At 39.8% G+C, this 21,684-nt stretch carries 25 protein-coding genes; 10 read left to right on the top strand and 15 right to left on the bottom strand.

The window, feature by feature from the left end:
* Positions 1-201: 201 nt before the first annotated feature.
* Positions 202-2,094 (bottom strand): monovalent cation:proton antiporter-2 (CPA2) family protein, encoded by a 1,893-nt coding sequence (locus SLH46_RS08110; protein WP_320280665.1) that lies wholly within the window; start codon positions 2,092-2,094, stop codon positions 202-204.
* A complete protein-coding gene (gene kefF / locus SLH46_RS08115) occupies positions 2,087-2,683 on the bottom strand; it encodes a glutathione-regulated potassium-efflux system oxidoreductase KefF (RefSeq protein WP_320280666.1) in 597 nt (198 codons plus the stop codon). Before kefF ends, SLH46_RS08110 begins: the two co-directional genes overlap by 8 nt.
* 270 nt (positions 2,684-2,953) lie before the next feature.
* On the opposite strand from kefF, the gene SLH46_RS08120 reads away from it, so the two are divergent.
* From SLH46_RS08120 to SLH46_RS08135, 4 genes are all read left to right on the top strand, one after another.
* Positions 2,954-4,180, top strand: a complete 1,227-nt coding sequence (locus tag SLH46_RS08120; RefSeq protein ID WP_320280667.1) for a bifunctional 3,4-dihydroxy-2-butanone-4-phosphate synthase/GTP cyclohydrolase II — start codon at positions 2,954-2,956, stop codon at positions 4,178-4,180.
* A 75-nt stretch (positions 4,181-4,255) separates the two neighbouring features.
* On the top strand, positions 4,256-5,797 hold the full coding sequence (locus SLH46_RS08125) for an arylsulfatase (RefSeq protein ID WP_320280668.1): 1,542 nt from the start codon (positions 4,256-4,258) through the stop codon (positions 5,795-5,797).
* A gap of 55 nt (positions 5,798-5,852) precedes the next feature.
* Positions 5,853-7,406, top strand: coding sequence for a sulfatase family protein (locus SLH46_RS08130; RefSeq protein WP_320280669.1), 1,554 nt, complete (start codon positions 5,853-5,855; stop codon positions 7,404-7,406).
* A 78-nt stretch (positions 7,407-7,484) separates the two neighbouring features.
* A complete protein-coding gene (locus SLH46_RS08135) occupies positions 7,485-7,775 on the top strand; it encodes a hypothetical protein (RefSeq protein WP_320280670.1) in 291 nt (96 codons plus the stop codon).
* A 60-nt stretch (positions 7,776-7,835) separates the two neighbouring features.
* Here SLH46_RS08135 and SLH46_RS08140 read toward each other — a convergent pair whose 3' ends face one another.
* Genes SLH46_RS08140 through SLH46_RS08155 form a run of 4 tightly spaced genes read right to left on the bottom strand, consistent with a single transcriptional unit; the run spans position 7,836 to position 10,157 of the window.
* Positions 7,836-8,306, bottom strand: coding sequence for a hypothetical protein (locus SLH46_RS08140; protein WP_320280671.1), 471 nt, complete (start codon positions 8,304-8,306; stop codon positions 7,836-7,838).
* A 6-nt stretch (positions 8,307-8,312) separates the two neighbouring features.
* The gene (locus SLH46_RS08145) at positions 8,313-8,759 is read right to left on the bottom strand and encodes a hypothetical protein (protein ID WP_320280672.1); all 447 of its coding nucleotides are present in this window, start codon (positions 8,757-8,759) and stop codon (positions 8,313-8,315) included.
* Between the two features lie 55 nt (positions 8,760-8,814).
* The gene (locus tag SLH46_RS08150) at positions 8,815-9,363 is read right to left on the bottom strand and encodes an RNA polymerase sigma factor (protein ID WP_320280673.1); all 549 of its coding nucleotides are present in this window, start codon (positions 9,361-9,363) and stop codon (positions 8,815-8,817) included.
* Positions 9,364-9,410: 47 nt separating this feature from the next.
* On the bottom strand, positions 9,411-10,157 hold the full coding sequence (locus SLH46_RS08155) for an NUDIX hydrolase (protein WP_320280674.1): 747 nt from the start codon (positions 10,155-10,157) through the stop codon (positions 9,411-9,413).
* 157 nt (positions 10,158-10,314) lie between these two features.
* Here SLH46_RS08155 and ychF point away from each other — a divergent pair, with 157 nt between their 5' ends.
* The gene (gene ychF / locus SLH46_RS08160) at positions 10,315-11,415 is read left to right on the top strand and encodes a redox-regulated ATPase YchF (protein ID WP_320280675.1); all 1,101 of its coding nucleotides are present in this window, start codon (positions 10,315-10,317) and stop codon (positions 11,413-11,415) included.
* Between the two features lie 172 nt (positions 11,416-11,587).
* On the opposite strand, the gene yajC is transcribed toward ychF, so the two are convergent.
* The 5 genes from yajC to SLH46_RS08185 form a co-directional block, all read right to left on the bottom strand.
* A complete protein-coding gene (gene yajC / locus SLH46_RS08165) occupies positions 11,588-11,911 on the bottom strand; it encodes a preprotein translocase subunit YajC (protein ID WP_320280676.1) in 324 nt (107 codons plus the stop codon).
* A gap of 11 nt (positions 11,912-11,922) precedes the next feature.
* Positions 11,923-12,354, bottom strand: a complete 432-nt coding sequence (locus SLH46_RS08170; RefSeq protein WP_320280677.1) for a DUF1573 domain-containing protein — start codon at positions 12,352-12,354, stop codon at positions 11,923-11,925.
* Positions 12,354-13,301 (bottom strand): transcription antitermination factor NusB, encoded by a 948-nt coding sequence (gene nusB, locus SLH46_RS08175; protein ID WP_320280678.1) that lies wholly within the window; start codon positions 13,299-13,301, stop codon positions 12,354-12,356. The genes SLH46_RS08170 and nusB overlap by 1 nt, the downstream gene beginning before the upstream one ends.
* Positions 13,302-13,494: 193 nt before the next feature.
* Positions 13,495-14,244 carry a rhomboid family intramembrane serine protease gene (locus tag SLH46_RS08180; RefSeq protein WP_320280679.1) on the bottom strand — a complete coding sequence of 250 codons (750 nt, stop codon included), beginning with the start codon at positions 14,242-14,244 and terminating at the stop codon, positions 13,495-13,497.
* 104 nt (positions 14,245-14,348) lie between these two features.
* Positions 14,349-15,374, bottom strand: a complete 1,026-nt coding sequence (locus SLH46_RS08185; protein WP_320280680.1) for a threonine aldolase family protein — start codon at positions 15,372-15,374, stop codon at positions 14,349-14,351.
* A gap of 64 nt (positions 15,375-15,438) precedes the next feature.
* Between SLH46_RS08185 and SLH46_RS08190 the strand changes: the two genes are divergently transcribed.
* Together SLH46_RS08190 and SLH46_RS08195 are read left to right on the top strand one after the other, a co-directional pair.
* Positions 15,439-16,101: a GOLPH3/VPS74 family protein gene (locus tag SLH46_RS08190; protein WP_320280681.1), complete on the top strand. Its 663-nt coding sequence runs from the start codon at positions 15,439-15,441 to the stop codon at positions 16,099-16,101.
* Between the two features lie 9 nt (positions 16,102-16,110).
* Complete coding sequence (locus SLH46_RS08195; protein WP_320280682.1) at positions 16,111-16,422, top strand: hypothetical protein; 312 nt, start codon at positions 16,111-16,113, stop codon at positions 16,420-16,422.
* 1 nt (position 16,423) lies between these two features.
* Here the strand turns inward: SLH46_RS08195 and SLH46_RS08200 are convergent, their stop codons facing one another.
* Positions 16,424-16,957: a glutathione peroxidase gene (locus tag SLH46_RS08200; protein WP_320280683.1), complete on the bottom strand. Its 534-nt coding sequence runs from the start codon at positions 16,955-16,957 to the stop codon at positions 16,424-16,426.
* A 115-nt stretch (positions 16,958-17,072) separates the two neighbouring features.
* Between SLH46_RS08200 and SLH46_RS08205 the strand changes: the two genes are divergently transcribed.
* Positions 17,073-18,176, top strand: a complete 1,104-nt coding sequence (locus SLH46_RS08205) for a DNA polymerase III subunit gamma/tau (RefSeq protein ID WP_320280684.1) — start codon at positions 17,073-17,075, stop codon at positions 18,174-18,176.
* Between the two features lie 245 nt (positions 18,177-18,421).
* Positions 18,422-18,823 (top strand): hypothetical protein, encoded by a 402-nt coding sequence (locus tag SLH46_RS08210; protein ID WP_320280685.1) that lies wholly within the window; start codon positions 18,422-18,424, stop codon positions 18,821-18,823.
* A 7-nt stretch (positions 18,824-18,830) separates the two neighbouring features.
* On the opposite strand, the gene pdxH is transcribed toward SLH46_RS08210, so the two are convergent.
* Complete coding sequence (pdxH, locus tag SLH46_RS08215; protein WP_320280686.1) at positions 18,831-19,466, bottom strand: pyridoxamine 5'-phosphate oxidase; 636 nt, start codon at positions 19,464-19,466, stop codon at positions 18,831-18,833.
* 202 nt (positions 19,467-19,668) lie between these two features.
* Between pdxH and SLH46_RS08220 the strand changes: the two genes are divergently transcribed.
* On the top strand, positions 19,669-20,277 hold the full coding sequence (locus SLH46_RS08220; protein ID WP_320280687.1) for a redoxin domain-containing protein: 609 nt from the start codon (positions 19,669-19,671) through the stop codon (positions 20,275-20,277).
* Positions 20,278-20,331: 54 nt separating this feature from the next.
* Here the strand turns inward: SLH46_RS08220 and rsmD are convergent, their stop codons facing one another.
* Both rsmD and SLH46_RS08230 read right to left on the bottom strand, forming a co-directional pair.
* Positions 20,332-20,865, bottom strand: a complete 534-nt coding sequence (rsmD, locus tag SLH46_RS08225) for a 16S rRNA (guanine(966)-N(2))-methyltransferase RsmD (protein ID WP_320280688.1) — start codon at positions 20,863-20,865, stop codon at positions 20,332-20,334.
* 5 nt (positions 20,866-20,870) lie between these two features.
* A complete protein-coding gene (locus tag SLH46_RS08230) occupies positions 20,871-21,683 on the bottom strand; it encodes a DUF3822 family protein (protein ID WP_320280689.1) in 813 nt (270 codons plus the stop codon).
* Between the last annotated feature and the right edge of the window lies 1 nt (position 21,684).

The following is a 21,684-nucleotide window of genomic DNA, read 5'->3' on the forward strand; positions in this document are numbered from 1 at the left end:
CTGAAAATGGGCCAATTTAGAAATGGTCTAATTTAGTATAGCGAACGTATCAAAAATTAGTTCGAAAAAGGAAGGGAGGGTGTTCTGAATTTAAGTTCATATTTAAATTTAAGAGTTGGTCTAATTACTTGGGGCACATAAATTAATGTGCCACTTTTTGGTTTATTGTAAAGTTTGATTTACAATAATCAGGTAGTAATACTACTTTTCTTTTTTAGCTTCATTTTTTAACGAATCCACATCCCAGGCACAATCGGTTTCGTGAATGGAATAATTCTTTTCGGCTTGTAGCGTTTCTTTTACCTGTTCCTCAAAACGGCGGGTTTCCTGAATAAATTTGTTTTGGTCTTCAAGCCAGTGTTGGTAAAGTTCGTCGGTAACCTGGTCTTCGTGGTGTTTAAAAGTTCGGGTGGCACGATAAGCTTCGTATTTCGAAAAACCCAATTCAACCAAGGCTCTATTTCCAAGTTCGGAAGCGGAATGAAAGTTTTCGCGTTCAACATCGCTGATGTTTAAGTTCAGGTACTCAAAAACGTGAAAGATGTCTTTAGCACGCGCTAATATTTTTACGTGTGAGTATTTCTTACGTACGATTTCTGCAACTTTTAAGGCGTTTTCGTGTTCGGCCATACTTAGAATCAGTAAGCGGGCATTTTCAATACCGGCTTTTTCGAGCATTGTCGGGCGGGTGATGTCGCCAAAATACAGTTTGAAACCATATTTGCGCAGTGTTTCCACATTCGATGGGTTGTTGTCGAGAATGGTAACTTTAAATCCATTTGCGAGTAATATTCTTCCAACCGTTAATCCAAAACGTCCGAAACCGGCAAGGATCACGGGATTTTCTTCCGGCTCAATTTCATCATATTCCAGTTTGTTTTGCCAACGTGCCAGAATCGGGCTCACTGCTTTATCATTAAAAATGAGCAACAATGGCGAAATGGCCATCGACAGGGTAACAACTAATAATAACATCCCCGAAGTTTGCTCGTCGAACAGTTTATTTTGTTTCGAGAAGGAGATAAGTACAAATGCAAATTCGCTGGCTTGTGCCAACAGAAATGCAAAGAGAAACTCAAAACCTTTTTTTAGCCGGAACATACGGCCCAAAATCAGCAGAACCACAAACTTTATAAAAATGAGTAGGAACACGAAGAGGATGATCACCCAGGGATCTTCAATAAGCAGATTGAAATTGATACTGGCACCTACCGAAATAAAAAACAGTCCGAGTAGTAATCCTTTAAACGGATCGATGGTGGTTTCCAGTTCGTGGCGGTATTCGCTGTCGGCCAGAACAACACCGGCAATAAAAGTTCCCAGTGCGGGTGAAAGCCCGATCGCGTCCATTCCTAACGCAATTCCAATAACCATAAGAAGTGCCAGTGCAACAAATACCTCACGTAAACCGGTTTCAGCAACCAAACGGAAAATATGACGTGCCGCAAAACGGCCGATAATTACTAGAACCGTAATAGCGCCAATAATAATCAATAATTGAAGCCAACCCGGCATTTGTGCTACCTGACCGATATTGTTTAGCGAGGTATCTGAAAGATCGGCAGGTGCACCCAAAGTGGCAATTATTGGCAGAAGTGCAAGTATTGGAATTACGGCCATATCCTGAAATAACAATACGGAGAAGGCTGACCGCCCAGCTATATTTCGCATTAATCCTTTTTCACTCAAGGTTTGTAATACAATTGCAGTTGACGAAAGCGCCAGAATTAATCCGATGGCCACGGCACGGTTTAGCTGGAAATTGAGCAAGAGCGAAACTCCCGTTATTATTCCGGCGGTAATAAGAACTTGCAATCCGCCCAACCCAAAAATCGATCGTCGCATTTTCCACAACAGTTTGGGTTCGAGTTCCAATCCAATAATAAAGAGCATAAGCACAACTCCAAATTCGGCAAAGTGCATAACTTCTCCGGCTTCGGTACCAACCAGTTTTAGAACAAAGGGACCAATTATAATTCCGGCAAGAAGGTAGCCCAATACTGAGCCAAGCCCCAGTTTTTTTGCAATTGGAACAGAAACAACGGCAGCACCGAGGTAGATTAAGGCGTTTAGAAAGAATTCCTGATTATGCATTTTGCTCAATTATTTCGTTGATGTATTCAATAGAATTAAAAAGATCGGGGTTGATCTTACTGTCGCGCAACAATTCAATAACCGCACGATAATCTTCTGCATGTTTTTTTAGTTCTGCGGCACCAAGTAAATGCGAACCGTGTACAACAAAAGGAGGCAAATAGTTCATACGGCAAAGTGTAGCCGATTGGTTAAACGGCGCGAGGAACTCGTTCACTGTATAATGATTTTTGCCTTCGGCAGAATAAACAGCTTTGCTACCTCCGGATGAAATACACTGCATTGCCCATTTGCCTTCGAGCGCGCGTCCGTGTGTACCATAGGCATAACCATGTTGAAGTACCAAATCCATCCATTCTTTTATAAGCGCCGGAGCACTATACCAATAGAACGGATGATGCCAGACGATGACGTCGTGCTGGCTTAGCAATTTTTGTTCAGCCGGCACATCAATAAAAAAATCAGGATATTTTTCGTAAAGGTTATTGATAGTCACACCTTCCAGATTTTTTATTGCTTCTAACAATGTTTTGTTGATGCGGGATTTCTGAAAGGCCGGATGTGCAAAAAGTATCAGTATTTTTTTCATTAGGTATAGCTGTTTAGTGCCTTATTTTGAGATTAAATTTATGAAACATAATTCAATTCCCGATTGCTCGTAGTGACTATTCTTTTATGAAACTGTCCTATTTAGAATGATAAAACGTAGAAAACGGAAAATGTTCAGTATGAATAAGAATATTGCTGTTTTTGACTACGATAGGAGTGTTGTTTATGTTATTTCCCGCAAAGGATATCAAAAAGTCATGAAACCGTTTCAGAAAACTTTGTAATTTTGCCGCTGATTTAAAGGACAGATATGACAGATATTAAGCTAAACACGATTCCTGAAGCCATTGCTGCCATTCAGAGAGGTGAAATGGTAATTGTTGTTGATGATGAAGATCGTGAGAATGAAGGTGATTTAATCGTTGCCTCAGAATTGATCACCACAGAAATCGTAAACTTTATGGCTTCGCAGGCTCGGGGTCTTATTTGTATTGCGTTAACAGAAGATCGTTGCAAGGAATTGGACCTTGAACTGATGGTGGGTAAAAACACCTCGGCCAACGAAACTGCTTTTACTGTTTCGGTTGATGCGATACACCCGGATGTAACTACGGGTATTTCGGCTGCCGATCGTGCTATTACTATTAAAATGTTGGTGGACAAAAAAACCCGTCCGGAACAATTAGGACGCCCGGGACATATTTTTCCTTTAAAAGCAATGGAGCGTGGTGTGTTGCGTAGAACAGGCCACACCGAAGCTGCTGTCGATCTGGCCCGTTTAGCCGGGTTAAAACCATCGGGAGTTCTGGTTGAGATTATGAACGAAGATGGAACAATGGCCCGTTTACCACAATTGTATGAGTTCTCTCAAAAACATAATTTGAAACTGGTTACCATAAAAGATCTGATTTCGTTCCTGTTTCAGAGTGAAAGTTTGATTGAGCGAGGCGAGGAAGTTGCATTGCCAACCGATTACGGCGATTTCAGGATCGTTCCTTTCCGTCAGAAATCGAATGGAGCTGAGCATGTTGCCTTGATAAAAGGCGAGTGGGAAGCAAACGAGCCGATTATGGTTCGCGTGCATTCGTCGTGTATGACCGGCGATATTTTTGGTTCGATGCGTTGCGAATGTGGCGATCAGTTGCACAGTTCAATGGAAATGATAGAAAAAGCCGGAAAAGGTGTTATTGTTTACATGATGCAGGAAGGCCGCGGTATTGGGCTACTGAATAAGATCGCAGCATATAAACTTCAGGATCAGGGAATGGATACGGTTGAAGCCAATATTCACCTTGGTTTTAAAGCCGATGAACGTGATTACGGTGTTGGTGCACAGATTTTATGTAATCTGGGAGTTACCAAAATGCGTTTGCTAACCAATAATCCTGTGAAACGTGTAGGGCTTGAAGGTTATGGTTTGGAGGTAACGGAAATTGTTTCGATCGAGGTTGCTCCGAACGAACACAATCAGCGTTACATGAAAACAAAACGCGACAGGATGGGGCATCACCTGAGAAAATTCAACTACGATAAATAATACTTTATAAAAATTTTACAAAGTACATTTGGTTCATAGAATTTCATGATTAGATTTGCAGCATAAATCTAATGTATGAAATATCTATCTCTTTTTGTTTTTCTGTTTTTCGCTACGGCATTTTTTGCCAGCGGCCAGGAAAAACAACCACATATTATTTTTATAATAACTGATCAGCAACGTGCCGATGCGCTGGGGTGTATGGGAAATACTGCTGTTGTGTCGCCAAACATCGATAAACTCGCCGATGCCGGAGCTACTTTTGTAAATGCTTATTCGTCGGTGCCGAGTTGTACACCTGCACGGGCGGGGTTGCTTACCGGTTTGTCGCCATGGCACCATGGAATGTTGGGTTATGGCAAGGTAGCACGGAAATATAAATACGAAATGCCCCGCATGCTTCGCGAAGCCGGTTACTACACTTTTGGTATTGGTAAAATGCACTGGTTTCCGCAAAAAGCTTTACACGGATTTCATGGAACACTGGTTGATGAAAGTGGCCGGGTGGAACAGGACGGATTTGTGAGCGATTACCGCGATTGGTTTAAATTGCAGGCGCCTGGCGAAGATCCGGATAAAACAGGCATTGGCTGGAACGAGCACCGTTCGGGTGTTTATCAACTCGACGAAAAATTACATCCGACCTACTGGACCGGCCAGACTGCCATCGAATTAATTGAGAATTACGATCAGGAGAAACCGTTGTTCTTAAAAGTGTCTTTTGCACGTCCGCATAGCCCTTACGATCCGCCACAACGTTTTCTCGATATGTACAAAGATGTTCAGATTCCGGAACCTTATTTGGGAGAATGGGACGGAAAATACGAAGGTTTGGATGGTGGTAAAGACGCTGCTTTTGGTGATTTTGGAATCGAACACGCCGTTGAAAGCCGCCGACATTATTACGCCAGCATTACTTTTATCGATGAGATGGTTGGAAAACTCATTCAGACTTTGAAAGAAAAAGGTATGTACGATAATGCACTTATTTGTTTTACATCCGACCATGGCGACATGATGGGCGACCACTACCACTGGCGAAAAACCTATGCGTACGAAGGTTCTTCTAATGTTCCTTTTGTCGTAAAATGGCCTGAATCCATTGAAAGCAAAATTGAAGCAGGTTCGAAATTGGAAGCGGTTACTGAATTACGCGATTTTCTACCAACATTTTTAGATGCTGCCGGTGAGAAAATTCCTGAAGAAATGGACGGATTATCAGTTTTGAATTTGATTAAAAATCCGCAATCTGCCTGGAGAGAGTATATCGATCTTGAACACGCTACAACATACAGCGAAGATAATTACTGGTGCGCCTTAACCGATGGTACATGGAAATACATTTGGTTTTTCAGAACCGGAGAAGAGCAACTTTTTAACCTGAAAGCAGATCCCGGAGAGCAACATGATTTGTCATCAGAGAATACAGGCGAAGTAGAAAGCTGGCGCCAAAAAATGGTGAATCATCTTAGTGAAAGAGGCGATGGATTTGTAAAAGACGGAAAGCTGGTTCAGCGTTCAGAAAATTTGGTGTATAGTCCAAATTATCCTGCTGACGATCGTTCGTCAAATGAGCTCAAAAAAGACTGGTTACAGATTTACATGGGCGTTGATTAGTTTAGTAAACACAATTGTGTAATACACAATGAATGCTCAATCCATAACTATGAAGATGAAAAAACTACAATACCTTCTAATTTTACTTGTTCTTTTCTCTGCATGTAGTCAGGAGAAAACAGAACAGGAACAGCGCCCCAATATATTATTTATTCTGAGTGACGACCATACTTCACAAGCCTGGGGAATTTATGGCGGAATTTTAAAAGATGTGGTACACACGCCAAACATCAGTCGCTTGGCCGACGAGGGTGTTGTGCTCGATAATTGTTTTTGCACCAATTCTATATGTACACCGAGCCGTGCAGCTATTTTAACGGGCCGTTACAGTCAGCACAATGGCGTTTATACACTGGCCGATGCTTTGTCGCCCGATAGTATGAATATTGCCAAAGTGCTTCAGAAAAACGGTTATCAAACTGCAATTATTGGCAAGTGGCACTTGAAAACGCAACCGGCAGGTTTCGATTATTTTAATGTGCTTCCGGGGCAGGGACGTTATTGGGATCCGATTCTGAAAACAAAAGAAAACTGGGAAGACGGACACGGTGGAGGAAAGGAATACAAAGGTTTTTCGAGCGATGTGATTTCGGCCCTTGGAATCGATTGGATAAAAAACAGCGATAAAACAAAACCGTTTTTGCTGATGTGTAATTTTAAGGCAACACACGAGCCTTTCGATTTTCCTGATCGCTTTAAACATTTACTGGACAGTGTGGAAATTCCGGAACCCGAATCGTTGTACGATGCAGGACCAGAAACCACCGGTCGGACTTTCACCGGGCAAACGCTTGAATCCTTACGCGACCGTTATTTGGCGAATACACAAAATGCCGATTATTGGGCACAGTATCCCGAGCTTCCTTTTTCGGTTGATGGTTTAAATGAGAAAGAGCAGCGACAAAAAACCTATCAAAAACTGGTTAAGGATTTTATTCGCAGTGGTGCTGCCTTGGACGATAACATCGGAAAACTTCTTAATTACCTGGATGAGTCCGGACTTGCTGAAAATACGGTGGTAATTTATACTGCCGATCAGGGGTATTTTCTGGGAGAGCACGGATTCTTTGATAAACGGTTGATCTACGAAGAATCGCTTCGTATGCCGTTTGTAATTCGCTATCCAAAAGAATTAAATGGAGGTAACAGAATAGACGATATCATTTTAAATATTGATTTTGCTGCATTATTGGCTGATTATGCCGGCCTTAAAACGCCGGAGTTTGTTGAAGGCGAAAGTTTCAGAGAAAACCTGAAAGGAAATACTCCTGACGACTGGAGAACATCGATGTATTACCGCTACTGGTTGCATTTGGTAAAACGCCCGGGGCACTTTGGCATCAGAAATGGGCGTTATAAACTGGCTTTCTTTTATGGTCAGGGTTTGGGAATGAACGGTGCTGAAAAAGAAACTACTGAACCTGCATGGGAATTTTACGACCTGCAGAAAGATCCAAAAGAATTGTTTAATGCCTACGCTGATGCGGAATACGCAGAGGTAATTAAACAAATGAAAGAGGATCTTATAAAATTACGTCAGCAATATGATGATACAGATGTAAACTACCCGGAAATGAAAGAGATTCTGGAGAAGTACTGGTTGGATTAGGTGAGGGGTAACAGATATTTTGTTTTTGAGAACGGAAAGAAATTCTTACATTTAGTTAAACTTTAAAACTCAAATAAGATGGATGGAAAAACAAAAGCAATTGTAGCTCACATTACCTGGGTAGGCTGGGTTATCGCATTGGTTTTAAACTCAAGCGAAAAAGATGAACTGGCAAGTTATTATATCAGGCAAACATTAGGTATCTGGTTATTTTCGGTGGTAATAACTTTTATCCCGGTGGTAAACATCATTGGATGGGCAATTACATTGGTTTTTTGGATAATAAGTTTGCTTGGTGCAATTAATGGAGAACAAAAAGAAGTTCCCTGGGTAGGAAAATACTTCCAGGATTGGTTTAAAGCATTATAAAGAATAAAATAGATGTAAATAAAAAAGACAGGTTTTTAGCCTGTCTTTTTTTGTATCTGATTACGATTCGTTGTCGTTTCGGTTTCTGTCCCTGAACTTCCGGAACATATGAATTCTGAATTCATTCTCGGCGTTGTAAAGTTTAATTACTTTAACCGGTGGAAGAATTTTCAGATACTCTTCATTATATTTTTCAGCCAAATTCGCTTCATCTATTCCTAACTGAACGTGTTCGCGAGTAAGCTTTATCATTTCTTTATTTGAAAGATTTCCTTCTGCGTCGCGTACCTGCGCTTCCAGGTCGTGCTTTTTACGTTGCGTTTCAGATCTTTCTTTTTCCATCTGATTGTACACCGGCCAAAATTTTTGTGCTTCTTCGGGTGTCAAATCGAGTTTTGTGGTAAGAAAAGAAACCTTTTCCGTACGGTAACGTTCCCAACGATCCTGTTCGTTGTTATTATTCTGTGCGTTGGCTGATGATTGTGAAAGAATTAACAATCCTACTATTAATATTGCAAATATCTGTTTCATAATGATCTACTTATCAGTGTATTCAAAAATTTCGTATGCACTAAAATTTGAACTTACATAGGCGACCAAATCATCGTCGCTAAAATTTTCTTCAGTATCGTTACTCTCTAATAATGAAAAGAACGAATTTTCATCAAGTTCTTCCAAAATGGTATGAAACTGGTCGTTGTAATCGTTCGACACTGTTGTTTGAATGATTTGTTCTTGTGGAATGAATGTTTTTATCGGAATATAAACCAGCATGAAAATAATAGCAAAACTGGCCGCAAGACCAAGTGCAGGTTTTAAAAGATTGATAATCTTAAATTCCTGTTTGTCCGCAACATTTTTTTCTGCTTCAAGCTTCATTTGCATGCGTGCAGGAAAATCATCGAAATATCCTCTGGGAGTGCCAAAAGCATTCTCCTTTTTTAATTTCGATAGCTCTGGTGCTATGTTTTTTAATTCTTCCATTACGGCATTTTTATCTATTGACTATTTCTTATTTAAAAGGTTTAAAAACAAACTATTAATCTGTATTTTTTAAGTAGTCTTCAATCTTTTTGGCTGCATGATGATACGAGGCTTTTAACGCACCAACCGATGTGTCAAGGATTTCCGACATTTCATCGTATTTCAGATCATCAAAATACTTCATGTTAAAAACAATGCGTTGTTTCTCCGGTAAACGTAGAATTGCCTGCTGAAGTTTTAATTGGATTTCATTTCCTTCGAAATACGGATCGGAGGTAAGATTGTCCATTAAAAACTCGCTGACATCGTTCATTTGCATAAAATTCTTTTTCTTTTTTGAATTTATGAACGTTATCGATTCGTTGGTAGCAATTCGGTACAACCAGGTAAACAAACTCGATTCTTCACGAAAATTATCGATGCTCCGCCACACCTTTAAAAAGGTATTCTGCAAAACATCGTCAGCGTCCTCGTGGTTCATCACAATTTTTCGGATGTGCCAATACAATCTTTCCTGGTAAGTACTTACCAGTTGATGAAAAGCAAGATCGCGCTTGTTCTTATCCTTTAAATCGGAAATGATATTTTTATCGGGCCCTTGCATTAAGTTACCAATCAGACATAAACCGGCCGCAAAGGTTTAAAAAATTATCAGATTCTGAAATTTAATCCTTCTTCTTTTAAGCGGTTGTAAACATCCACATCAAAAGAATACAATTTGGCAGCGCGGTGAGCAACATTGGTTTGTTTTTCTCCGGTGTCGACCAACAAGCCCATATTCTGAATTTTTTTCCTGAAGTTACGCGTGTCGAGCGTTGTATCCAGAATAACTTCGTACAGGGTTTGTAATTCTGTTAATGTAAATTTATCGGGTAGCATCTGGAAACCAACCGGGTGATATTTTACCTGGTCGCGCAGTTTCCTTAATGCTTCTTCTATAATTAATTTATGGTCGAAAAGAAGTTTCGGAAGTTTATCAATCTCGAACCAGTTTAACACTTTTGCCATTTCCGACTGGCGCATGTCGTGGTATTCCGGGTTGATAATGGCATAATAGGCAGTGGTTAAAACGCGGGTAAAAGGCACACGGTCTACTTTTCCAAATGTTTTTACCTGGGTGAGGTAAACGTTTTCGAGACCTGTACTTTTTGATAAAATAAATTTTGCGTAATCGTCAATGTCCTCCTCCTGTGGAAGGTGCGTACCGATTAAACCCCAATAGTTTTGTTCGGTGTGCATAGGATTTTCTGTGTAGAGTTCTTCAACGTCTTCATAATTGTCTTTTTCGGTAAAAAACCGTTTGGCAACATCCGAATCCGATTGCCAAAGCAAAACGCACAATTTATTGTCCTTAAAGCCAAAGATTACACAGTCAATAGATAGGTGCTTCAGTATCATAAGTTAAATGTTTATACAAAGGTAATATCAGTAATTTAAAAAACTAATCTTTATGCTGTAAAATATACAATAAGTCTGTTGTTATTGAGTAAGCTGTACTGCCACATAAATAGTAAAAAAAAATTACCTTTGCACCGCAATTTTTTAAATAAGTATAATGGCTTTAAAATGTGGTATTGTTGGTTTGCCCAACGTTGGAAAATCAACTTTGTTCAACTGTCTGTCGAGTGCAAAAGCACAATCGGCCAATTTCCCATTCTGTACAATCGAACCGAACCTGGGTGTAATTACTGTACCCGATGAGCGATTGAGCAAGTTGGAAGAACTGGTTAATCCACAACGTGTGGTACCTACAACAGTTGAAATTGTTGATATTGCGGGTCTTGTTAGAGGTGCCAGCAAAGGAGAAGGATTGGGAAACAAATTCCTTGGAAATATTCGTGAAACAGATGCAATTATTCACGTATTGCGTTGTTTCGAGAATGAGAATATTACGCACGTTGATGAAACAATCAATCCGGTGCGCGACAAGGAAACAATTGATATAGAGCTGCAGTTGAAAGACCTTGAAACTGTAGAAAGCCGTATTGCAAAAGTTGAAAAACAGGCACGTACAGGAAACGATCCTGAAGCGAAACGTATGTTTCGTATTCTTTCAAAATACAAGGAAGTTTTATTGGAAGGAAAATCGGCACGAACTGTAGAAGTTGATCCATCGGATGAAGCAGCAGTAAAAGGGCTGCAATTGCTTACCAATAAACCAATTCTTTATGTATGTAACGTTGACGAGCCAGCAGTTATAAAAGGCAACAAACACGTTGAAGCAGTAAAAGAAGCCATTAAAGACGAGAATGCAGAAATGTTGATGATTGCTGCTGCCACGGAAGCTGATATTGCCGAACTGGAAGATTACGAAGAAAGACAAATGTTTTTGGATGACCTTGGTTTGGCAGAACCGGGTGTAAGCAAACTGATTAAAACAGCATACAAACTGTTACAGCTTGAAACCTACTTTACTGCAGGTGTAAAAGAAGTAAGAGCGTGGACTTACCACAAAGGAAGCAAAGCACCTCAGGCAGCCGGCGTAATTCACTCTGATTTTGAAAAAGGATTTATCCGTGCCGAGGTAATAAAATATAACGACTTTGTAACCCTTGGATCGGAACTGGCTTGTAAAGAAGCCGGTAAAATGTCGATTGAAGGAAAAGAATACGTTGTAACTGACGGAGATATTATGCACTTCAGATTTAATGTGTAAGAAAGTTTGAAGTCGGGAGACCGAAGTCGGAAGAAAAGGCGTGAAAGAGTTATCTTTCACGCCTTTTTTGTTTGCGCAAGGAGGGGTAATTGGATATGTAACGATAAAATCAGATAATAAAAAAGGGTAGCAATTTTAAAATTGCTACCCTTTTTCTTTAAACGATAAGTTCTTATTTCTGCGGCTGAACGTCGCTCATATCTTTAACAATACCGTTTTTATCAACTTTGATTACCACATCGTTTGCAATTTCAAGATGGATAACAGTTTCTTCGATTTTTGCAATTTTGCCGTAAATACCACCGGTGGTAACTACTTTATCGCCTTTCTTTAAGCTTTCGCGGAATTTACGCGTTTCTTTCTGGCGTTTTACCTGTGGGCGGATCATAAAGAAATAGAAAACTACGATGATCAACAACAGTGGCAAAAAGCTCATTAATGGATTAGCTTCTGCTCCTTCTTGTGGTTGCATCATTAATAAAATGTTCGTCAACATGATTATAATTTTTAATATTTAATATCTATAATTTCGTTCTTAACCTGAGCAAAAATAGCAATATGTTTTAATTCTTTGCTATTTCCAAGGATCTCAATTGTTTTGTATTCCCGTCCAACCAGTCCTGCAGTGTTAAATTCCACCTCAATTAAGCCGGTTTCGCCCGGTTTTATATGCTTTTTATTGTACTGTGCATTTACACATCCACAATCGGTTTCAAGACTCTGGATTACAAAATCGCTATCGCCGGTGTTGCTTAAAACAAAGGTGTGCACTACAATTTCTCCGGCTTCTAAATGTCCGAAATTATGTACGGCTTCATCGATTGAAATTTCTGTTGGCGACAATTCACTTGTAGTTTGTTCATTTTCATTGCCGGTATTCTTTTTGGTTCCGCACGAAAACAAAAAGGCAAGCAGAAATATGAAAACAAGTTTGTGCATTATTCGCCAATCAATCCTCTTCCTTCTTTGCTGATTTTTTCAGTACGTTTTAAATCTTTCAGCGTTTTGTCCAGAATTCCGTTAATAAAATTGCGGCTCTTTTCGGTGCTGTAAAATTTCGACAATTCGATGTATTCGTTTAACGTTACTTTTGTCGGGATAGTCGGGAAATACAAGAACTCGGTTATTGCCAGTTGCATGATAAGAATATCCATAAAAGCAATACGTTCCACATCCCAGTTACGCGAGTGTTCTTTAATCAGTTCACGTAATTCGTCGTGGTTGATAATGGCTTTGCGCAACAAATCTTTTGTGAAATCGCGATCCTCCTGGTCTTTATACATCGGCATTAGCGACTGGTCAGAATCTGAAAGTTCGTTAAACCTTTTCAGCGTTTTCGAAATCATTGAAATAACAAACTCTACATCGTCGTTCCAGTAAATGCTTTGTTCCTCAAGAACCATGTACAAATCTTCCGAAACAAGAATAATCTTATTGAATAGTTTCTCGATAAACTTGCGGTCGTTCAGGTACGAGCGACTTGCGTCGGCCATGTATTCAGCGTAAATATCCGACTCGATCATCATCAGGTACAATTCCTTAATAAGCTCAGGGTGATCTTTCCAGCTCAGCTTTTTCTGATCGAGATAAGTGTTCAGCTTGTTATTATTGCGTAACTGATGAATAACCTGGTTGGTTATAAACTTGGTATTCGGGTTAAGATCTTCGTGGGTTGGTTGATGTTTGTTTCGTCTGATTTCGATACGTCCTTCTGCGTAATCCGCAATTTCGGTTACCAGTGAAAACAGGTAGTGATAAAGGTCGTAAGCTTTGTGGATACAAAAGAACAGTTCTTTCTCTGTGTTGTTGATCGATTTCTCGTCGGTGGAGTAGTAGGCGTACAATACTTGTAGAACCTTTGTGCGGATAATCCTTCTGCTAATCATTTTTAATGAACTTCGTATAATTTCGGTGCAAAATTACACCTTTTTTTTAATCTCTGCTCAGAAAATAATTCAATTGCTGAAAGTTATTTTAATGTGAAGCTGGCTTTTATAAGTGGCAGATAACGATATTGTTAAATGCAGGAATAATTTGTGCTACTTGAATTATGCAAAGCATTTATTAAAAGGCTGAAACCTATTTTATTTTGGGAGTATCGTCGGTACTGTCTGCAATAGAAGTGGTTGTTGATTCGGTAAAAACTATTTCTCCGGTATCATTGGTAAAATCGTCTTCCTCTTCGTCATCGTCGGGTTCGTCTTCCCAATCAAATTTTTCACGACGAACAATGTATTTTCGGTAGTAAAATGCCAGTGCCACTCCAAATATAGCTCCTGATAAATGGCCTTCCCACGAAATTTCAGGACGGATGGGTAACAGTCCCCAAACCAATCCTCCGTACAGAAAAACTACAATTGCTGAAAGCGTGAGTAAACGCACATCGGAACGAATAATTCCACTTACAAAATGAAAAGCTGCCAACGCATAAACTACTCCGCTTGCACCAATGTGCCAGGCTTCGCGTCCCATAAACCAGGTACTGATGCCCGATAGAATATACAGCAGAAAAAAGATGCGGTACGAAATGCGCCGATAGAAATAAATAAGCATAAAACCCAGTATGAAAAACGGCAACGAATTGGAAATAAGGTGGCTAAAATCGGAGTGAATAAAAGGGGAGAAGAGAACGCCTTGTAAGCCATTTAAATGCCGCGGAAAAATCCCGAGTTTCACAAAACTCAATCCTGCAGTTAGCTCTATAATCTTCACAATCCATAACAACAAAACAAAAATGGCCGGAAACAGAAGACTGTGGAAAAAGATCTTTTTCTCCATCTCCGGATCCAGGTTTTTAGGATTGCTGGGATAATATCGAAATAGTGGCATTTATCTGTTTACGTTAATATTTAATGCAATTCACCCTTCGACTACGCTCAGGATGACAGTCAGGCTGAGCGTAGTCGAAGCCTGATTCTCACAACTAGATTACATTAATTCAGTAATGTTTTAATCAGTGCAACAAACTCAACAATTTCATCCTCCGTTGTATCGAACGATGTCATCCAGCGCACTTCTGATAACATTTCGTCCCACATGTAAAAAAAGAAACGTTCGCGCAGTGGTTCGATAATTTCTTCAGGAACGATAGCAAATACTCCGTTTGCCGACACCGGTTGCGTGATTTTTATTTCCGGGATTTTTGCAACTTCTGCTTCTAACAATTTTGCCATTTTATTGGCATGTGTAGCGGTTTCTTTCCAAAGATCGTTCTTGAAATAGGCAAGGAACTGCGCACTAACAAAACGCATTTTTGAATAAAGTTGCATACTTTGTTTGCGCAGGTATTTCGTTTGTGCTGTCAACTCAGGATTAAAAAACAGAACTGCTTCGCCCAACATCATCCCGTTTTTTGTGCCGCCAAACGATAGAATATCCACACCACAAGCTACCGTGAATTCACGAAAATCCATATCGAGAGCAACCGCAGCATTGGCAATCCGCGCCCCGTCCATGTGTAAATACATATTGTGTTTATGAGCCAGCTCGGCCAGCGTTTTAATTTCTTCTGGCGAATAAACAGTTCCCATCTCGGTTACCTGCGAAATCGAAATAACTTTTGGCTGCGAGTGGTGTTCAAAATCAAAACCTTTTAAATGCGGCAGAACGGCTTCGGGAGTTACCTTTCCGTTTACCGGTTCAACCGGAATAAGTTTGCAGCCCGTAAACTTTTCGGGTGCACCACATTCGTCTTCCTGGATATGTGCGGTTTCGGCACAAATTATAGAGTTGAAACTTTGTGTTACGGTTGATAAGCCCAGCACATTGGCCCCGGTGCCATTAAAAACAAAAAATACTTCGGTGTTTTTGCCAAACTTTTCTTTAAACTTTTCGATGGCTTCGGTGGTGTAGCTATCTCCTCCATAACCAACAACATGGCCTGTGTTGGCAGCTTCCATTGCTTTTAATATCGTTGGATGAACACCTGAATTATTGTCGCTTGCAAATCCTTTATTCATAATTCTATTTGTAACTTTATCCAAAATTTTCTTACGAATTAAGCAAGAAAAAAATTAAAATCGAATGGATCAGGCAATTCCTTTATCTCAAAAAATATATTTACTCGGTATTCATCCTGAAAAGGGCGGAATTCGGTCGGCATCAATCACTGCAATGAATTATGTGGTAATCGGATCGATTCTTATGGAGCTGTATTTAGATAAGAAGATAAAATTTGATGAGAAGAGAATTATCGTACTTTCTACTAAATCGGATTCGCCTTTACATCGTTTTATCCTCGCTAAATTGAATGAGGCAAAATCACCCCGAAAAATTATCAGGTGGATTCAAAAACTGAATTTATCGCATAAATACATCATCGGGGAGGTACAAAAGGGTATGTTTGAGAAACGGCTGATAAGACTGGAATCGAAAAAATTCCTGTTCTTTAAATGGAAAAAACCGGTTATTACCAACAAGCAGGTGATGTATCGGTTGGTTGCCGAAACTGATACCAATATTTTTAAGGGAACCACCGTGGAAGAAGATTTGATTTTTCTCTCCCTATTAGAGCCAGGAAGGTTATTGAACCGAATTTACATCGATCGGAAAAAACGAAAAGAAGCAAAAGCGCGCTTAAAACAAATGATGGTTAAAAACAGGGTGTCGGCAGCTGTTGCCGATGCAATTTCAGCCGCTCAGGCGGTTGCAGCTTCTGTTGCAGTGACTACCGCAGCCACATCATAAGGTTTGATTATGGAGAAGATAAAGAAAATAGTTTTGTATATCTCCGGGCCGGGAGTATTGTTTTTTGAGCTGGTTGCTTTGTTTATCCACCTGTTTACACCTGTAAATACCCGTCCGTGGCTCATCGGCGGACTTGTCGTGTTTTTTGTTGTTTTTTTACCGCTTTATTCGGTAGAGTATTTCAGACAGGAATTTAAAAAGAACGATAAAAAAGCAATAAGTTTTGGCAAGAATAAGGGGCGCACTGAATGGCGTGGCGGCAATATTCACGGAAAAGTTCCTACAAAAACTGAAGGGCCGGGAAAACTGTTTAAGCAATAAATTATTCTTCCAGCCACTCTTTGATTTTATTGCTTAGCGGACTGATTGCAGGTCCAACAAAATCAACAACGCTACCGGTTTCATCAATCATAAACTTTTGAAAATTCCACTTCACTTTTGCATCGAGCGTACCGTTTTCTTTGCTGTCGGTTAGCCAGCGGTAAACAGGTGGCACATCGTCGCCTTTAATTGTTATTTTTTGCATCAGTGTAAAACTGATTGGATATTGCTGGCAGAATTCCTTAATTGATGCGTTGTCGCCCGGTTCCTGTTTCCCAAAATCGTTACACGGAAAAGCAATAATCTCAAAATCATCGCCGCCATATTCTTCGTATAATTCCTGCAGTTTTTCGTATTGTGGCGTAAACATACATTCCGACGCGGTATTTACAACCAGTATTTTCTTCCCTGCAAGGCTCGAAAAATGTAATGTGTCGCCATCAATTGTAAGAGCCGAAAAATCATAAATGGTTTTATTTTGACCCATTGCAGAGGAAGCACAAAACAGTAGCAGATATAAGATATAAATTCTCATGGTTTCTAATCTTTTCACAATCAAAGGTTTCTAAAAGTAACACAAATGATGTTAATAAAAAAGGCGTGCCCAAAAGCCATATTTAATTATCTTTGGTCAACTTCTTAGGGAGATTATGGAGAATTTTATTGTATCAGCACGAAAATACAGACCCGACTCGTTTGAGACCGTGGTTGCACAAGCATCGATTACGAACACGCTTAAGAATGCCATTAAAAGCAATCAGTTGGCGCATGCCTATTTGTTTTGTGGCCCGCGTGGAGTAGGGAAGACCACCTGTGCACGTATTTTTGCAAAGACGATAAACTGTACAAATCTCACCGACGAAACTGAGGCTTGTAACGAATGCGAATCGTGTACTTCGTTTAACAGCAGCCGTTCGTTTAATATTCACGAATTGGATGCTGCTTCGAATAACTCGGTTGACGATATCCGGAATTTGACCGACCAGGTGCGGGTTCCTCCACAAATGGGAAAGTACAGCGTGTATATCATCGATGAGGTTCACATGTTGTCGTCGCAGGCTTTTAACGCTTTCCTGAAAACTTTGGAAGAACCGCCAAAGCATGCCATTTTTATTTTGGCTACTACCGAAAAGCACAAGATCATTCCAACGATTCTTTCGCGTTGTCAGATTTTCGATTTTAACCGTATCGGTGTAAGTGATATTTCTGACCATCTGGAATATGTTGCCAAAAGCGAAAGTGTTGAAGTTGAAAATGCAGGATTGAATATTATCGCTCAAAAAGCCGACGGGGCAATGCGCGATGCGCTTTCAATTTTCGACCAGATTGTAAGTTTCTCAGGTAAAAAGATCACGTATCAGGATGTAATAACCAACCTGAATGTGTTGGATTACGATTATTATTTCCGCCTGGTCGACGAGTTCATGAAGAACAACGTAACCGAGGTGCTGGTGATCTTTAACGATATTCTGAATCACGGTTTCGACGGGCATCATTTTATAACCGGTTTAAGCAGCCATTTCCGCGACTTACTGGTTTGTAAAGATGCGGTTACCATTCAACTGCTCGAAGTTAGCGGCCATATAAAAGAACGGTACAGGGCGCAGGCTACAGCTACCGAAAGTGACTTTTTACTCGATGCCATGCAAATTGCAAATACTTGCGATATTCAATATAAAACAAGTCAGAATAAACGACTGCTTATTGAATTGGCATTGATACGGATAGCACAGCTAACCTTAAAAAAAAAATAGCTGAAGATCAGGATGACATCCTGGAACCTATCTTTTCGGGCAAAAATCTGTCCGAACAAACCACAACAGTTACAAAAACTCCGCAGGCAGTAAAAGCAGCAAGAGGTACGGTACAAGCTGAGCAACCCGTTCAGTCAACGCCGGCAACTCCAACAAAAAGACTGGTAAAACGTTCAGGTCGCGGACTTGGAACAACATCGATAAAACGTGCGCTAAAAGGTGATTTCGACGACGACAAAAAGCAATTGTCAGCAAAAGAACAGTTTAAGCTTTATTCAAAGGCGGATGAAACTGAACCTTTTACGGCCGAGCAATTGGAAGAAAAGTGGAAAGCATTCCTTCCACAGCTGGATGACCGTCCGAGTATAAAAGCAACGTTGTCGATTATGCCGACCATTCAGGAAGACTGGACGTTATTACTGGAAGTTGATAACCGAATACAGGACGAATTATTGGTGAACGTAAAACCAGAGTTGATTTCGTACCTGAGAAAGGAGTTACGCAACTCAAAGATCAATTTAAAAACGGTTGTTACTGATATTAAACGCGAAAAGGTTATTTATTCTGATATTGAAAAATACCAGGAAATGGCCAAAAAGAATCCGAATCTGGCTTTGTTAAAACGTTCGCTAAATCTCGATTTCTAAGAGTAATTCAGGGAGCCAAACGTTTAATTTTCCATTCATTTTCGATAAGCTCATAAACAATCCGATCGTGCAAGCGGCTTTCACGTCCTTGCCAGAATTCGATTTTTACAGGACGTACCAGGTAGCCTCCCCAATTCTCCGGACATTCGGGTTGTTGGCCATTTAACGTTTCCTGAAGTGCTTTAAACTGCTCATCTAATTCGCTTCTTGACTCTAATGTTGCACTCTGATCCGACGCACAAGCTGCAAGCTGGCTTTCCATCGGACGTGAATTAAAATAATCCACGGATGTCTGCCTCGTTGTTTTTTCAGCAATTCCGTCTATCCGAACTTGTCGTTCCAGTTCCGGCCAGAAAAAATGAAGCCCGACTTTATTGTTTTTGCCAATGGCTTTTCCTTTTTGGCTGTCGTAGTTCGTAAAGAATGTAAAGCCTTCAATCGAAATATCTTTCAAAAGTACAATTCGTGATTGCGGAAAACCGTCCTTTTCTGCGGTGATCAGACTCATGGCCGAAAAATCGTTTACGTTGGCATCTTGTGCATCACTTAACCAGCTTTTAAATTGATCGATGGGTGAAACGGCCACACTTTGTTTGTTAAGTGCTGCGTATTTGTATTCTCTTCTAACTGAATCTAACTTCATTTTAACGCTTAAATAAGAGCTGTGAAATATCTGTGAGCATAACCATCAATACAATATTTTGTTTACACTTTTCACTTCTACTGAACCATTTTTTCTTGTGCGTGTTTTAAAAATAAAAGACATGTATGTCTTTTAAATTGTATAATAATCTGCCCATCAACCGGCAGAACTACAAAACCGTTTTAATTTAAAGAATAACCGTATGAAAAAGTTAGCTATTATTTTAGTAATTCTACTGGGTGTGAACCTTGCTTATGCAGGAGATGGAAAGCAGTTGGCGATTGGTGACAAGGCTGTTCATACCGACGTGAAAATGAAGGATGTTTCGGGTGCCGAATTGTCGTTGAGCGATGCCAAATTGGAAAATGGGCTTTTGGTGATGTTCTCATGCAATACCTGTCCGTTTGTTGTGGCCTGGGAAGATCGTTTTAACGAGGTAAAAGAATGGGCAGACGAAAACGAGGTGGGAATGATTGTGTTGAACTCGAATTACCAGAAACGAGATGGCGCCGACAGCTTTGAAGAGATGCAGAAAAAAGCTGAAGCAGAAGACTACAAATTTAATTATGTAGTGGATAAGGAAAGTAAAATTGCCAACGCTTTTGGAGGACAGACAACACCACATGTGTTTTTGTTTGATGGCGACATGAAACTGGCGTACAAAGGCGCCATTGATGACAATTACAAAGATGCCGAAGGCGTTACACAAGCTTATTTAAAAGAAGCGCTGATAAGCCTGGGAAATGATGACCAAATAGCGATTACCGAAACAAAACCTGTTGGTTGCGGTATTAAGCGAAAAGTTGATTAATATTATATTTGATTATTCATTGAGCAACTCTCATCTGTAATGGATGAGAGTTTTTTATTTCTCGAAAAAACTAAAATTTACTTTTCCGTATGTACGCAGCTCTTTAAAACAGCTGTGCGACGAGAAATCGAACTCTTTAGGATGTTCCAGAATAAAAAGTCCATCTTCTGCTAAAATATTAGTATTGAGAACTGCGTCGGGAACTTCCTTAAATTTTGGATGATCAAATGGTGGATCGGCAAAAATGATATTAAAACGATCGGTTGTTTTTTGCACAAACTTAAAGGCATCGGCTTTGAAAACCCTTGCATTTTCAATTTTAAGAGCTTCAATAACTTCTAGAATGAATTTGTAATGCGGGAAGAAGGTTTCAACAAGGGTGGCGCTGTTACAACCTCTGCTTAAAAATTCGTAGCCCATACTTCCTGTGCCTGAAAAAAGATCAAGAACATTCTTGTTCGAAAACTCATAACGGTTTTCAAGAATATTAAATAATCCCTCCTTGGCAATGTCGGTTGTTGGTCGTGCCTTAAATTTTTTTCCCGGATGAAAAATACGTCCTTTAAATGTTCCGCCTATTATTCTCATATGAGTTACAAAAATAAACTAATGTTTTTTGTTATGAGTAATTTATCGAGAAAAGGTGGAGTTGCAATGTTGGCTTGAATTTCGGCTGAATTGGGAAAATGTTTTTTCAGTAAATCTTCCAATCCGTTGTGAGCATCCATATCGCCGGCATAAAAAGTCTGAATATTTCCTGGTGCCAGTTTGAATTGCCTTAGAATGGTTAGTATAAAATAAACCACATCATTCGGATGTTTAAAACTGAAATGGTTCACCATTTCTAACTTGTTATCATTGCTTAAGGCCACCGAAAAATGATTGGTGCCAAATAACAGCATCAAATTCTGACCAGCACCTGAATCTTCGTTTTTAGCTATTAAAGGCTTTAACGGATGCGTGATCTGTGCTGTAGGGAAGTATTTGTTTATTGTTTGTTGAAACGCTTCAGGTATTGTAAATAATAGGTGTGCGTTAATCTGACCTACAGAATTATTTACCCAGCTTAAATTTTCATTGTTATCAAAAAGTAAAGTGGGGAGTTCATTTTTTGAGTCGGAATCGAATAAATGGTCAGGAACAAGTGTTAGGTTTCCTGAATGATAAAACAGCACTACTTTTTTGAAGTTGTTTTGTAGTACTGCTTCTTCAGCGAACCACGACTCAAAATGCCGCGACATTAAATTTTCGGTACTGATTTTTAGTTCTGTGCTTTTAAAATAGAGGAGTTTGTTTTGATCGGGGCAAATTATAGAAAAAGAAAATCCATTCAGGCTAGCCTGAATGGATAATATTTTTTCACCGGACGAATCCAGTTGAAAGGTCTCGTCTACAAATTCATGCATG

Source organism: Draconibacterium sp. IB214405 (assembly GCF_033963885.1).
GTDB lineage: Bacteria > Bacteroidota > Bacteroidia > Bacteroidales > Prolixibacteraceae > Draconibacterium.